We start from the raw sequence: 14,169 nt of genomic DNA on the forward strand, positions 1-14,169 counted from the left end.
ATGATTAATATGCGTTCGCGTCATATCCGATCAAGCGCCATCTTCTGCGCCGGGGAGGACACACGATGTCGAGAGGTGATGCGATGTTGAACGGAAAACGCGTGGTTCTTTTGGGCGGCACATCGGGCATTGGCTTTGCGGCGGCAGAGGCCGTGCAGCGGAGAGGCGCGCAGGTGGTGGTGGTCTCGCGCCGGAGGGAGAAGGTGGACGCGGCCGTGGCGCGACTCGGCCCTGGCGCCGAAGGGCATGCGGCGGATCTGGCGGTGGAGGATGACGTTCGCGACACCTTCGAGCGCATCGGCGCGTTCGATCACCTGGTGTACACGGCGGGCGAGCCGCTCCAGATCGGGCCGCTCGAAGCGCTGCGCTTGGCGGACGCGCGCCGCTTCTTCGAGATCCGCTTCTGGGGCGCGTACGCCGCGGCCAAGTATGGCGCGCGCGGCGTTCGCCCCGGCGGATCCATCGTCTTCACCAGCGGGATCGCGAGCCGCCGTCCTTGGCCGGGGTGGTCGACGGCCGCGAGCATCTGCGGGGCCATGGAGTCGCTGACGCGCGCCCTGGCCGTGGAGCTCGCCCCCGTTCGGGTCAACGCCATTTGCGCGGGGGTGGTGAACACGGAGCTTTGGAGCGGCGCGACCTCCGAGGCGCGCGCAGGGCTCGTGCGCATGGCGGCGTCGCTCCCCGCGCGTCGCATCGGGCAGCCCGCGGACCTGGGCGAGGCGTACGCGCATTTGATGGCGAACGGCTATGTCACGGGAGCGATCGTAACGATCGACGGCGGCGCCATGCTGGTGTGAGCGAGGTCCACCGTGGCGGAGCCTTCTACCGGGCTCCGCCACCGTCACGCCGCCGCAAGCGAGCAGCGCCCTGGGCGCGTCCCAGCGGAGTCAGCCAGCATTTGCAAGCATTTTCTCGAAAAATCGTACGTTGGAACGATGGCCCCGGTCACCCATCCGTGACCAAGGTGCTGCCTTCCTGACCCAAATCGCCCGCCAGGAACGCGATATTTCGTAACGCTCCGAGGCCGAGCTGCTTCGAACCGTCGAAGTAGAGGCTCGCAGTGCTCGCCAGATGCCCGGTGACGTGCTACCAGCGCGTAGCCGTTGGCTACCCCTAGCGAAGAGAGAGAGAGAGAAATTCCGTGGCAGCTCGCATCCCCCTAAACCGCATTCGTAACATTGGCATCTCGGCGCACATCGACTCCGGAAAGACGACTCTAACCGAGCGCGTCCTGTTCTACACGGGTCGGATTCACAAAATCCACGAGGTGCGCGGCAAGGACGGCGTCGGCGCCAAGATGGACTCGATGGATCTCGAGCGCGAAAAAGGCATCACGATCCAGTCCGCGGCGACGTACTGCGTTTGGAACGGCTCGCAGCAGCAGATCCAGCCGCACAACATCAACATCATCGACACCCCCGGCCACGTGGACTTCACCATCGAGGTGGAGCGCGCGCTGCGCGTGCTCGACGGCGCCATCCTGGTGCTCGACTCGGGCAAGGGCGTGCAGAGCCAGTCGATCACCGTCGACAAGCAGATGAAGCGCTACCGCGTTCCGCGCATCGCGTTCGTCAACAAGATGGACAACCCGGGCGCGAACTACGAGCGCGTGGCGGAGATGCTCAAGGAGAAGCTCGGCCACCACCCGGTCAAGCTCCAGGTGCCGATCGGCGCCGAGTCGGACTTCCGCGGCATCATCGACCCCATCGTGGGCAAGGCGTTCTTCTTCGACGGCCAGGACGGTGAGGTCATTCGCGAGGAGGACGTCCCCGCCGAGTTCGCGGAGGCCGCCAAGGCCGCGCGCGAAAAGATCATCCACGACGTGGCCGACGTCGACGACGAGCTCGCCGAGAAGTTCCTCGCCGAGGAGCCGATCTCGGTCGACGATCTGCGCGCCGCCATCCGCCGCGCGACCCTGGCCCTCAAGATGACCCCCGTCATGTGCGGCTCGGCCATCAAGAACAAGGGCGTGCAGCTCCTGCTCGACGGCGTCGTGCACTACCTCCCCAACCCGACCGAGGTCGTGAACGAAGGTCACGATCAGGAGAAGGGCGAGGAGAAGATCGTCATCGACTCCGATCCGACGAAGCCCTTCGTCGGCCTGGCGTTCAAGCTGCAGCAGGACAAGTACGGGCAGCTCACGTACTTCCGCGTCTACCAGGGCACGGTTACGTCCGGCGACACCATCTACAACGTGAGCAACGAGATGCGCAAAGTGCGCGTCCCCCGTATGTTCCGCATGCACTCCGACGACCGCGAGGAGATTACGTCCGCCGAAGCCGGCGACATCGTCGCGTTCTACGGCGTCGAGGCCAGCTCCGGCGAGACGTTCACCGACGGCAAACAGGCCGTGACCCTCACGTCCATGCACGTGCCGGCCGCCGTCATCTCGCTGGCGGTGGCGCCGAAGGATCGCTCCTCCGAGGCGAACTTCTCCAAGGCGCTCAACCGCTTCACGAAGGAAGACCCCACCTTCCGCGTGCACCAGGACGAGGAGTCGCAGCAGACCATCATCAGCGGCATGGGCGAGCTCCACCTGGACATCTACATGGAGCGCATGCGCCGCGAGTACAACTGCGACGTCGTTGCAGGCAAGCCGCAGGTGGCCTACCGCGAGGCGATCACCCGCCGGGCGGAGATCAACTACACGCACAAGAAGCAGACCGGCGGCTCCGGCCAGTACGCCAAGGTCATGGGCTACCTCGAGCCGCTGCCGGCCGACGCCGTCGAGACCTACGAGTTCGTCGACGACATCACCGGCGGCTCGATCCCGCGCGAGTTCATCGGGTCGTGTGACAAGGGCTTCCGCGAGGGCATCCGCAAGGGCACCACCATCGGCTTCCCCGTCGTCGGCGTCCGCGCGGTCATCAACGACGGCGCCTCGCACGCCGTCGACTCGTCCGAAATGGCGTTCAAGACCGCGGCGCTCATGGGCTTCCGCGAAGCCTATGCGAAGGCCGCGCCGACCATCCTCGAGCCCATCATGAAGGTCGAAATCGACGCCCCCACCGAGTTCCAGGGCGCCGTCGTGGGCCAAGTCAACCAGCGCCGCGGCGTCATTCTGGAGACCGTCTCCGGCGACAGCGTCAGCGTCACCTGCGAGGTGCCGCTCAACGCCATGTTCGGTTACTCGACCGATCTCCGCTCTGCCACGCAGGGCAAGGGCACCTTCACCATGGAGTTCTCCCGTTACGCGGTCGTCCCCAAGCAGGAGCAGGACGAGATGACCAAGAAGTACCGCGAGAAGCTCGCCGCCGACGCCAAGAAGTAACCGGCGCTCGCGCGCGAACGTACGAATCCCCGGAGGGAGTTCCTTCCGGGGATTTCGTGTTTTTGGATTGCCGTTTCAGGGGCGGGCAGCGGCTCGACGAGGACGACGGTCGTGTGGCGGCGCTGTGTTGAATCGGCGAGGTCGTGCGCGTTGAATCGGCGAGGTCGACGTTCATCCAGCGGGCGTTGATGCGGCGCGGTCGACGTTCGTCTGGCGTGCGCTTATTCGGCGAAGGTGTGCGCGTTGATGCGGCGAGGTCGACGTTCGTCCGGCGTGCGCGTTGAATCGGCGAAGGCGTGCGCGTTGAACCGGCGAAGGCGTGCGCGTTGAATCGGCGAAGGCGTGCGCGTTGAATCGGCGAAGGCGTGCGCGTTGAATCGGCGAAGGCGTGCGCGTTGAATCGGCGAAGGCGTGCGCGTTGAATCGGCGAAGGCGTGCGCGTTGAATCGGCGAAGGCGTGCGCGTTGAATCGGCGAAGGCGTGCGCGTTTATTCGGCGAAGGCGTGCGCGTTTATTCGGCCACGCCGTATACCTCGACGGAGCCGACTCCGTTTTCGCCCGTGGTTTGGGCCACGAGAGTCGCCGAGATGTCCCAATCGCCGACCTTGACGGCGCTTCGCGAGCGGGCGGTCATTCGGAAATAGATTTTTCCCGCCGGGATCTTGGAGAGGAGAGAGGCCGAGATGGTTCCCGCGCCGGCTTGGAGCGGGTGCTCGCAGGAGAGCGAGACCGCCGGGTCGCCATACTTCGCGTCGTTCGAAATGTACGTCAGCATGTGGCTTGGATCGGACCCCGCGGAGGTCCACGCCAGATGTAGCTCCTCGGAGCGTTTGAGCTCGGGGCGGGCATCGGGAAATGACCACTTCGGCGCCGACACCGCGACAATGGGAGGTGCGGTCAAGTTGATATCGAAGCCCGGTGCACCATTTGGATTGCCGGCTGCTTGGAATTGGACGTGCTCCCCGCCCGACCAAATCGACCCAGTTCGGCCACCCGAGTTGGCATAGGTGCCATCGGATGCGACCTTTAGATCGAGATCCGGATCCAAGGTTATGCCGCCTAGGGTGATGTCGCCCGCGTTCTTCTCCTCGAAGGATCCGTCGTCCGAGCCGGAACAAACGCGCACCTGGCAACGATCGTCGTGCGCGGTGATCGCACACGCCGATCGGCGCGTTTCGCGGATGCCAATGTGGACGGGCCACAGGAAATGAGATGCCTCTTCCTGGCCGGCCACGGTGTATTTCGCGTTCTCGAGGTAGATCCATCCCGACTTCGTCCGCATCGGGGTGGCCGCGTCCGAGGCGTCGGGGGAGGGGGGACTCCCCGAATCGGGAAGGCCTGCGTCTCCGTTCTTATCCTTCTCCTTATCTTTGTCGATGTTGTTGGGAGGAGCTCCTCCGTTTTTGTCGTCGCTGCACGCAGCGGCGCCGGAGGCGGCCACGGCGGTCAAAACGAGGGCAGCGAGTGTTTGCTTATAAAGGTTGGATCTTCGCACGCTGGAATATTCGGTCGGCGCTGGTTCGCCGTTGCGAAGAAAAGCGATTCCGCGACCCGTGATGTCAAAATATCATCTCTGGCTCGATACGGCGGGTCGATGTGCCGGATTCGCTCGCCACCGCCGTCGTCGTTTTTGCCTACGCCGCATCATGGGCACGATACGTCACAAGTCGGTCGAAGATGATTCGGGCGCGCGCCGTGTTTCTGGTGCCCCATCGAATCGATAGGTTCTTGGCGTTTCGAAATGGAACTTACATACGATTTGCGTACGTGAATGTATTTCATGAGACCCGGGTGTCCCTGATCGTGTGCGGCATGGCCGCGTGAAGTAGCAGCAGCAGATCGACGGAGCCCATCGCGAACGACCGCAAGCCATTGACGATGACGACCCGTACGCCATTGCATCGAGGGCACCTTCCTCGATTCAACCGCGTGCGCGCGCGCCGCCGTTCGATGACAGCGGACGACCGCCCCGCGCGCGCGAAGCCTCTCGATTAAGTCGCTTACAGGGCGGTCGACGCGCACGCTGCCTTGAGGGACGAAGGCCCACTTTTGGGAGCGACATCGATGAAGAAGAGCCTCTTGGCTCCCGGCCATCGCCGGGACACGGTGCAGCGCCGTACATCTTCACCCGCGTTCGGCCGCCCATTTGGTGGCGTGTTCGGGACCGCCTGCGCCCGACTGCTTCGCGATCGCCGCGGCGCTTCGGCCGTCGAGTACGTGCTCCTCCTCGTCGCCGTGTTGCTCCCGACGGTGGCCGCCTTTCGGGTCCTTGGCGAGAGGACCTCCGCGGCGGCCGATCTGTCCGGCGCTTACTTCCTGGTCGGAGGGGTCTTTCCGGCGCCTCCGATCCCGCCCACCGGACCAGGCGGCGCCGATCCCCGAGTGCCCGAGCCGGGCGGGATGAAGTGTTTCCACGAGGTTTGCGGCTCGCCTCCGAATAGCCCTCCCACGCGATCGCTGGATCCCGCGCCGGCTCCGGATCCGACGGAGGCGGACACGGTCCCGGCGACCCCGGAGATCCCCGCCGATCTTCAGAAGGTCGCAGATGACACCTTCAAGGCAGGCAGTGATAAGTATTGGCGCGAACAAGGGTACAAGTCGCGCCCGAACACCGTTTGCAAGCTGACGCTTCCGAACGGCGAGTCCTTCTTCGGTAAAGCGGGCCGAAAGCCCGAGCCGGGCCAGCCTTATCCGCCATGGCACAGCGATCTAAAGGCCAAGCTCGACGCCGCCGATAAAGGTCAGCGAGCGCCATGGCATGGAAACTGCGCAGAAAACGAAGCGATCACCGAAGCGCTCAATAAAGGTTACTCGGCCGATGATCTCAAGGGTGCAACCGCGGTATGTGTCTTGGTGCGAAAGGACGACAATCCGAAGTATGGGTCCCATCAGCCTGCCTGTGTTTCGTGCGAAGGAGTTCTTGGTGCGTATGGGATTACGCCGCCACCCTGTGCTAAATGATTCGAGGCGATGCCACCATGATTGACGATACCTTGGTTCGAGAAACATTGATGCGCGCAGGTTGGGTGCCCGGCCGGCGCGACGAGGCGCGCGCGAACGAATGGGCGCACCAATTGGACTCGCCCGGCGGTCTCCAGATCTTCGATGCCGCTCGCGCGGCCCTCGCGGAGTTCGGCGGCCTGAAGGTCGACGTGGTGGGCCCTGGTATCGATTTCGCGAAAACATCGTTCGAGCTCGATCCTCTTCTGGCGATCGGTGAAGAAGATCGTTTCGAAGATGCGGCTTCCCAGCTCGCGCGAAGAGTGTACCCGCTCGGCGACGTAGGCGGCGGCCATGCTTTTCTCGCCATCGACGATCGAGGCGCGGTTTACTTCATCAACGAGTCGGGTCCCACCCTACTTGGTCACACCATCGAGAATGCTCTGGCGGCGCTCATCCAAGGACGAAACAAGGTTTGACGTGGCCGGTGAGGATGTCCAAAAGTCATTGTTGACGGCATCGTTTATCGTATCGCGCCAAAACGTGTCTTGGCCGAGTGGAGCCCGCGGGATGCGCAACGACGAGCCCTAGGTCGTACGCCTCGGCCCGAGCCGGACCGCTCGAGCAACGAATCCAGATGTGGCGCGTCGAAGTTGCCCGCGTGCAATGTACCGTACCAAGGGTGGACCGTACCGCCGTATCAATCGGCTCGGCGGTTCTTCGGTACACCCGCGCGAACAAGGGCGGCATCACCGGCCGTTTCCTTCATGAAGGGGCAGCGCTGAAATGGCGCAGTCGTTGCTCATCCTGATGTTCGAAGGGGGAGTCAAATATGGAGTGCCCTTCGCGCGAAGAGCGCCTCGCGTTGGCCGGCGGAACGGCGGGCGAAGAAAGCGCTCCGAACGAAACGCTCACCTCCGAGTCACGACCTCGCGCGGAGCGCCCGTCGAGACATGGCCGCGCACCCGTCATCGACGTTGGTCCTGGGATGTACGTCGGCCGGTATTTCGTGCTCAATTTGATTGGCACAGGAGGGATGGGGAGCGTCTATCGTGCCTACGATCCCAAGCTCAATCGCAATGTTGCGGTAAAACTCATACGCGTCGAGCCGGGGGTCGCGGGCGAAGGGCCGTCGCGGCCGCGCCTTTTACGCGAGGCGCAGGCGCTGGCGCAGGTGGTTCACGCCAATGTCGTCAATGTATTCGACGTGGGTGAGTTTCGCGATCAGGTGTTCTTTGCCATGGAGTTGATCGAGGGCAGCACCTTGCGCGATATTTTGCGCCATACCAAGCATGACCGACGCAAGTTGTTGCGACTGCTCGATCAATCCGGCCGCGGTCTCGCCGCGGCGCATGGATCCGGCCTGGTGCACCGCGATTTCAAGCCTGAAAACGTGCTGATCGATGGAGAGCAGCGCGCCAAGGTCGTCGACTTCGGGCTGGCCCGCGCCGTCGAGGCGCACAAGGCAGAAGAGCGGCTGGCGATGCCCACCGGGGAGTCGTCGGTATTGGATCAGCGCATCACGGAGACCGGCGCGCGTCTCGGGACGCCCGCATACATGGCGCCGGAGCAGTACCTGGGCCTCCGCGCCGATGCGCGGAGCGATCAATTCAGCTTCTCCATCGTGGCCTACGAAGCGATCTTCGGGCGGCATCCGTTCGTCGACGAGAGCGGGAGGCTTTCCATGGTGGCGCTCTGCGCGGGGAAGCTCGAGGTGCCAGGCCGACGGCTCGACCCCGGGTATCTACGCGTGCTGCGTCGTGGCCTGTCTCCGGACCGCGAGAGTCGGTACCGGTCGCTGGAGCACCTGCTCGATGCATTGGCGGACGTCCCGCGCCGCCGCCGCCGGCATCGCGTGGCGATCGCTACCGCTGTATGCATCGTCACGGGGCTCATTGGGGGACAGGCGATCCAAAAGCATCGCGCGCAGCGCTGCGAAGTCGCCGCGACCCAGGCGCTCGCCGGGATCTGGGATGGTCCACGACGGGAGAAGGTCGAGGACGTGTTCGTCGGCGACGGAAGAGCATTCGGTCGCGACGTCTGGCAACGATCCGCGGCCACGCTCGACGCCTATGCCGACCAATGGAAGCGCGCGAGCGCGGAGATCTGCCGGAGCGAGGACTCGTGGCGCGCCGACGAGAAGGCGACGCGCTCGCGGGCATCCTCGTGCCTCGATGAACGGCGCCGGGAGCTTCACGCGGTGACCGACGTGCTCGCGGCCGGCGATCGGGACGTGCGCCTCCATGCGCCGGACATCCTCATCCAGCTCGACGCCCTATCGATTTGCACGAACCCGGCGGCGCTCGCGCTCACTCCATTGCCTACCTACGATCGCGCTACCGCGAGCACGGTGGAGCGTCTTCGTGATCTTCTTGCGCAGAGCCGGGCGCTCAAGGACGCGGGCAAGCTGGCCCCCAGCGAGGCGGCCGCACGGCAAGCGCTCGAGTTGGCGCGCAACCAGCGCGATCGGGCGCTCGCCGCCGAAGCGCTTTATCGACTCGGAGACGTGCAGGAGTCGAGCGGCGAGAATGACGCTTCGGAGAGGAGCCTCGTTCAGGCGCTCGCCGACGCCGAATCGAGCGGCCACGAACGGCTGCTGCCGCTCGTCTTGATCAAGATGATCTCCGTCGTGGGCGTCACCAAATCGCGTTGGGACGAGATCGAGCGTCTGATCCCGTTCACCGAGGCCATGGTCGAGCGATTCGATCCGCAAGGGCCGGCACATATCGAGCTTTTGCACACGGTCGGTCTGCTCGAGACGAGGCGCGGCCGATACGAGCGCGCCATCGGATATTTCAACGCGGCCTTGGACAAGTCGCCCGGCGTACTCCACGAGAAAGACATACGCCGTATCATCATCTATCGAAACCTCGCCAAAGCCGAGAGACCCATTCACCGGCTCGACGAGGCGACACGGCACGTGCATTTGGCTCTCGCGGAGACCGAAGCGCTGTTCGGCGACGAGCATCCGCTCGTCATGAATACGCTGTCGCTGCTCGCGCGCTTGCTGAGTGAACAAGGCGACAGCGCGGGCACGCAAAGGGCTGCGCAACGCGCCCTGCATCTCGTCGAGAAAGGGTCTTATGCCGAGGCCCCGGCTCTCGCGCACGCGCTCTTGGACCTCGGGGCGGCCTATTTGGAGGATGGTCAGCCGGCGGTCGCGCTACCGATCTTTCGCCGCTCGTATGCCATTTGGGGCACCCCCGTGACCGGGCAGGCTACCGCGCTCGCAGGTATCGCCCGTGCGGAGGAGGCACTCGGTCATTTGGAGACCGCGCGGACCACGTTCGAGCAGGCGTTGGCCATAGCTCGACAAATGAGGGGACCTGGCCATCCGGAAATGATCAAATCCGGCGTCCGGCTGGGGCGGCTCTTGCGCACCCTGCATCGCGAGCGCGAGGCGCTGCACCTCTGCACCCAGCTGCTCGAAGCCGGCGAGCGCACTCTCGGCCCACATGGTGCTTATATCGCATTGGCCCTCTCGTGCGTGGGGGAAGCCTACGAGCAACTCGGCCGGCTCCCCGAGGCGCTCGTGGCGCTCGAACGAGCCGAAATGCTCCTCGACGAGGAGACGACACCCCCTCGGGGCGAGTACCGCGCCACGACCCGCTTCGCCCTTGCGCGCGTTCTGTGGCGGACGGGCGGCGACCGAGCGCGCGCCCGACGCCTGGCCCACGAAGCACTGGACAGCTACCAGCACGAGAGCCGCGCCAACACCCCAAACGCGGTTGCCGTCCGAGCCTGGTTGACGAAGTTGCCTTTGCAGTAACCTCGGTAACCGCATGAAAGACAAATGACGAACGACGAACGACGGCGCGCGCGCCGCCGAGCGCTCAAACGAGCCCGAGCTTGACCCTCAAAGGCGGCCCCAAAATCGTAGCGCCGTATTTCTCGGCGAGCTCCTCGAAGGTGGCGGGATCGGCCGATTGCCGCCGAAGGCGGGCTTCTTCGGCGAGGAAGCCATCGAAGCCGCCGAAGGTCATCAAGTTGATGGCTTTGACGGGGGGTTGATCGTTTCGGATGTTGTCGAAGGTGTGGGCGACGCCGGGTGGGATGGTCGCGAAGTCGCCGGGCCCGAGGTCGAAGGTTTCGTCGTCGACTTGAAGGGTCAGAATGCCCTCGAGGACATAAAACGTGTCTTCTTGCTCGCGGTGGGAGTGGAGCGGCGGGCCCGTGAAGTAATCCACGGTGCCCACCAAAAAGTCGAACCGTCCTTGCGTATGGCGTGCGGTGGCCTTGAAGAGCCACGGCACGCCTTCGTGAGCTTCACCCTCGGAACTTCGGACGATATGCGCGTTGACCACGGTTCGTTCCCCTTGCACGCCGGGTATGGTGCCGAGGGCGTGATCCATCAACCCCCGAAGGTTATCGGGGGCTCAGCTCCCGCCGCGAACGACGACCTGCGCCAGCTCGGTGACGATCTTGGTGACCGCCGCGCGGTTGTTGGGCGCGGCGCTGGAGTTGATCTGCACGGCCACGGCGATGTGGGAGTCGGGGAAATACATCACCCGCGTGAGGTAGCCGGGATAGGTGCCGCCATGGCCATAGGTGATGCCCAGCGCGCCCGCCGGCTCGATCATCACACCGAGCCCATATTTCAGGTCCGCACCCAACGGAGGGGCGGGCACTCCGCGGACGAGCTCGGCCAGGCGCGATGGATCGAAGGCATGCCCTTCATAGAGCAACTTGGCCCAGCGCGCGAGATCGGTCGCCGTGGAGAGGAGGCCGCCACCGCACCACTCGAACTGCGGATTGAACGGCAGCTTGCCATCGACGAGCATGGCGTCGACCCCGCAGAAAATGTTCTCGGGCCCCGCGTAGCCCTGCACCAGGCCCGGCAGGACGGGCTTGTCGGCCAAAAACGTGCGATCCAGCTTGAGCGGCTCCAAAATCCGTTTCGTCAGCTCGTGGTTGAATGTGGAGCCGCTGACCCGCTCGAGGATCATCCCCAAGACGATGTAGTTGGTATCGGAGTACTCCCAACCTTGCCCCGCGGCAAAGGGTGCCTTGGTATCGAACAGGTAGGACACGAGCTCTTCCGGGCGCCAAACCCGATACGCGTCCTTGCAGAGATCGCGCGTGAACTCCCCCTTGTATTCATAACGCACGAGCCCGCTCGTATGCGTCATGAGCATTCGAATCGTGATGTCGCGGGCATTGGGCAGCCGTCCGAACCACGTCTCGTTCCCGAGGTACTTCTCGATCTTGTCATCCAGCGCGAATTTGCCCTCGTGCAGCAGCTGCATGGCGACCGCCGAGACATAGGTTTTGCCCACGCTGGCCTGCATCATCAAGTCGTCGGGCGACATGGGCCGTTGCGTGCTCTTGTCCGACACGCCCGCCGCGATTCCAAGCGGCGTACCGTCGGCCAACACGATGCCGGCGGTCACCCCTGGGTATTGGCCCGAGGCGTGGAGAGCTACCAGCTTTTCCTGCAGGGCTTGCCGCAGCCGCGCATTCGGATCGGGCGGCGAGTCGTTGTCGCTGCTGCACGCGAGGGGGGATAGAAAGAGCGCCAAAAGCGCCGATGCGAGAAGCCAAAAGCGTAAAGGTGTTCTCATAATGACGTGATTGTAGTCGATGCGTGCGCAAATGTCGGCTGGCTCGTCGTGCGTTCCATTCATGACTTCGAGAAATGGCGCGCCGGCAATCGTGACGCGATGCTCGAGTGGGAAGTCGCATTTCTCGGGCGAGCCGTCGCCGATGGGCGGCGACACGTTGGCGCGCGCGCGTCATCCTGGCGGAGCGAGCACATGGAGGAACACTTGGAGCACACCCTTTGGGAACGGTGATCGCTTCGAGCGGTAGTCGAGATTGACGAATCAACAGTAGCCGCGGCCCGCCAGCTGGCGGTGGAAGCCGTCTGGCGTGCATGGCGTGCACACATCGCATCTTCCCCGGGGCCGTGCGAGTCGCAACCGGCGGGCGTTATCCGCTGTCTTGTCCACGCATCTGGCCTGCGGTGTTTTGTGTCTGGATATGAGCTCGAGATGAGGTGCAATGGCTTGGCTGCGCCATTGCGCCAGCGACTCTTCGCACATGGCAGGATTGGTCCCGCGTTTCGGTGATACGCTCGATCGGTGAGCGTTTCTCCGGAGGTTGGGGTAATCCTCGCGGGCAAATACCGCGTCGAGCGGGTGCTTGGCGCAGGCGGAATGGGCGTGGTCGTAGCCGCGCGGCATCTGCAGTTGGAATCCCTGGTTGCGCTCAAACTCATGGTTCCGGCTGCCCTCGATGTCGAAGGCTCAGCCGAGCGCTTCCGTCGTGAGGCACAAGCGGTTGCGCGATTGCGTGGAGAGCACATCGCCCATGTCACGGATTTTGGCATCCTGGATACGGGGCGACCTTACATCGTCATGGAGTTCCTCGACGGCGCGGATCTCGATACGGTGCTGAACGCCCGCGGACGTCTCCCCGCGCGGGAGGCGATTGATTATGTGATCGACGTTTGCAAGGCGATGGTGGAGGCGCACGACGCCGGCATCGTTCACCGCGATCTCAAGCCACACAATCTCTTTCGAACGAATCGCCCGGACGGGACGACGCTCGTCAAAGTGCTCGATTTTGGCATATCCAAATTCATCGGCGTGGAAGGTTTCGACGCCGCATCCACGGAGACCGGTGCACTCCTGGGATCGCCTGCGTACATGTCACCCGAGCAGATTCGCAGCTCGAAACACGTCGATGCACGAACGGACATTTACGCGCTCGGGGCGATTCTCTTTCAGTTCGTCACCGGTGAGCGTGTCTTTCGCGCCGCCTCGTTGGGAGAGATGCTGGTTTCTGTCATTCACGACGCTCCGCGATCGATACGCCAGGTTCGTCCGGAGCTGCCCGCCGATCTCGATGCCGTCGTTGCGCGTTGCTTGCAGAAAGATCCAAGCAAACGTTTCGCGAGCGCTCGTGAGCTCTTGATCGCGCTCCAATCGGTGCGGAGCTCGAGGCGTAGCTCGCCTGCCGTCAGCTCCGAGATATTACCCCTGAACAGGTCGGTGGTTCTCGCGGTTGCAAGCGTGGTCATGGTGATTGCCGTCGCGAGCACTCTGCTGGTGGGAGCGGCTCGATCGAGGCGGGGGTCGTTGGCTACTCCTTCGAACGAACGTCCACCTCCCATGGCCTCGAGTCTCGCCGTGGCTTCTCGGTCGGAGATGCCCCCCACAGCGGAGGTTGATGCCAGTCCGGTCGGAGCCGGCATTCCCAAGTTGCCCACTCCCGTGTCCACGTCCTCGCCAGCCCGCTCGGCGACCCCGCTGCAGCCAGAAGGCGGGACCTCGGTCCGGTCGAAAGCCATCGCTCCCGTGCCCAGGGTGCAGGATCACGGAGCAAAAGAGGCGCCCAGGCCGACCGAAGCCCCCACTCCACGGTCAATGAAGTATCCCTCCACGGCCCCGCCATCCCCCTACACACTTCCGCCTCTTGGTTTGTGACGGGCGTCTGCCGGCTAAACGTTTCAAGCTTGGCTTTGCCGGGCCTGGCCCTCGTCACTCGCATGGGTTCGAAGATACATCGCCGTCGAGTGGACGTTCGTCTGGAAAGGTTCTTATGGCACACAGCGTCGTCGTTCTTGGACGCACCAGACGCAATCCATCGAAAGCCCTTTGGGGTGCTCCAAGGCGAGTTGTCCTCACGCGGTGCGGGGGAGTATCCAGAACGACACCGAATGGCGAGTAGACTGGTCTAAAGACTTACCAGGCACGATGTCCGTCCTTCATCATAGCGTTCGAACAGCACATTCATCGAGCCGCTCGGACAACTTTCACGATTTTGAACTGCTTAAGCGAAATTTAATCTTTGCAAAGCGCTCGCGCATGAGAAGAGTGTCAGCATCGAGCAGACTTATCGGTCACCTACGATCAAGATCTCGCTCCGTTACCATTCGTGCATTCATCGCAGAGGGGGGAGTCGATGTACGGGAGAGAGCACGGCCATGCGCGGGCCTTTGGGGTAAATGTCGTGGG

9 protein-coding genes are annotated in these 14,169 nt (G+C 63.8%); 6 read left to right on the forward strand and 3 right to left on the reverse strand.

Annotation, left to right across the window (positions count from 1 at the left end; all coding sequences use genetic code 11):
• Window positions 1-83: 83 nt before the first annotated feature.
• Together LZC94_13225 and fusA are read left to right on the forward strand one after the other, a co-directional pair.
• Entirely contained in the window at window positions 84-797 is a 714-nt protein-coding gene (locus LZC94_13225; GenBank protein ID WXB18211.1) for an SDR family oxidoreductase, read from the forward strand.
• 344 nt (window positions 798-1,141) lie between these two features.
• Window positions 1,142-3,271: an elongation factor G gene (gene fusA, locus LZC94_13230; GenBank protein WXB18212.1), complete on the forward strand. Its 2,130-nt coding sequence runs from the start codon at window positions 1,142-1,144 to the stop codon at window positions 3,269-3,271.
• 511 nt (window positions 3,272-3,782) lie between these two features.
• Here the strand turns inward: fusA and LZC94_13235 are convergent.
• Window positions 3,783-4,712 carry a hypothetical protein gene (locus tag LZC94_13235; protein ID WXB18213.1) on the reverse strand — a complete coding sequence of 310 codons (930 nt, stop codon included), beginning with the start codon at window positions 4,710-4,712 and terminating at the stop codon, window positions 3,783-3,785.
• Window positions 4,713-5,335: 623 nt separating this feature from the next.
• Here LZC94_13235 and LZC94_13240 point away from each other — a divergent pair.
• The 3 genes from LZC94_13240 to LZC94_13250 all read left to right on the forward strand — a co-directional run bounded on the left by LZC94_13240 (window position 5,336) and on the right by LZC94_13250 (window position 9,980).
• Window positions 5,336-6,232: a hypothetical protein gene (locus LZC94_13240; protein WXB18214.1), complete on the forward strand. Its 897-nt coding sequence runs from the start codon at window positions 5,336-5,338 to the stop codon at window positions 6,230-6,232.
• Window positions 6,233-6,249: 17 nt separating this feature from the next.
• Complete coding sequence (locus tag LZC94_13245) at window positions 6,250-6,690, forward strand: SUKH-3 domain-containing protein (protein WXB18215.1); 441 nt, start codon at window positions 6,250-6,252, stop codon at window positions 6,688-6,690.
• A gap of 509 nt (window positions 6,691-7,199) precedes the next feature.
• Window positions 7,200-9,980, forward strand: a complete 2,781-nt coding sequence (locus tag LZC94_13250) for a tetratricopeptide repeat protein (GenBank protein WXB18216.1) — start codon at window positions 7,200-7,202, stop codon at window positions 9,978-9,980.
• A 64-nt stretch (window positions 9,981-10,044) separates the two neighbouring features.
• Here the strand turns inward: LZC94_13250 and LZC94_13255 are convergent, their stop codons facing one another.
• Together LZC94_13255 and LZC94_13260 are read right to left on the reverse strand one after the other, a co-directional pair.
• Window positions 10,045-10,515, reverse strand: coding sequence for a cupin domain-containing protein (locus LZC94_13255; protein WXB18217.1), 471 nt, complete (start codon window positions 10,513-10,515; stop codon window positions 10,045-10,047).
• Between the two features lie 72 nt (window positions 10,516-10,587).
• On the reverse strand, window positions 10,588-11,772 hold the full coding sequence (locus tag LZC94_13260) for a beta-lactamase family protein (protein WXB18218.1): 1,185 nt from the start codon (window positions 11,770-11,772) through the stop codon (window positions 10,588-10,590).
• 519 nt (window positions 11,773-12,291) lie between these two features.
• On the opposite strand from LZC94_13260, the gene LZC94_13265 reads away from it, so the two are divergent.
• Window positions 12,292-13,638 carry a protein kinase gene (locus LZC94_13265; GenBank protein ID WXB18219.1) on the forward strand — a complete coding sequence of 449 codons (1,347 nt, stop codon included), beginning with the start codon at window positions 12,292-12,294 and terminating at the stop codon, window positions 13,636-13,638.
• Window positions 13,639-14,169 lie beyond the last annotated feature (531 nt).

Source organism: Sorangiineae bacterium MSr11954 (genome assembly GCA_037157815.1).
Lineage (GTDB): Bacteria > Myxococcota_A > Polyangia > Polyangiales > Polyangiaceae > Pendulispora > Pendulispora albinea.

Coding starts and splice junctions, on each gene's coding strand:
- LZC94_13225 (WXB18211.1), top strand. CDS start 84: ATGTTGAACGGAAAACGCGTGGTTCTTTTGGGCGGCACATCGGGCATT.
- LZC94_13240 (WXB18214.1), top strand. CDS start 5,336: ATGAAGAAGAGCCTCTTGGCTCCCGGCCATCGCCGGGACACGGTGCAG.
- LZC94_13245 (WXB18215.1), top strand. CDS start 6,250: ATGATTGACGATACCTTGGTTCGAGAAACATTGATGCGCGCAGGTTGG.
- LZC94_13250 (WXB18216.1), top strand. CDS start 7,200: ATGTACGTCGGCCGGTATTTCGTGCTCAATTTGATTGGCACAGGAGGG.
- LZC94_13260 (WXB18218.1), bottom strand. CDS start 11,772: ATGAGAACACCTTTACGCTTTTGGCTTCTCGCATCGGCGCTTTTGGCG.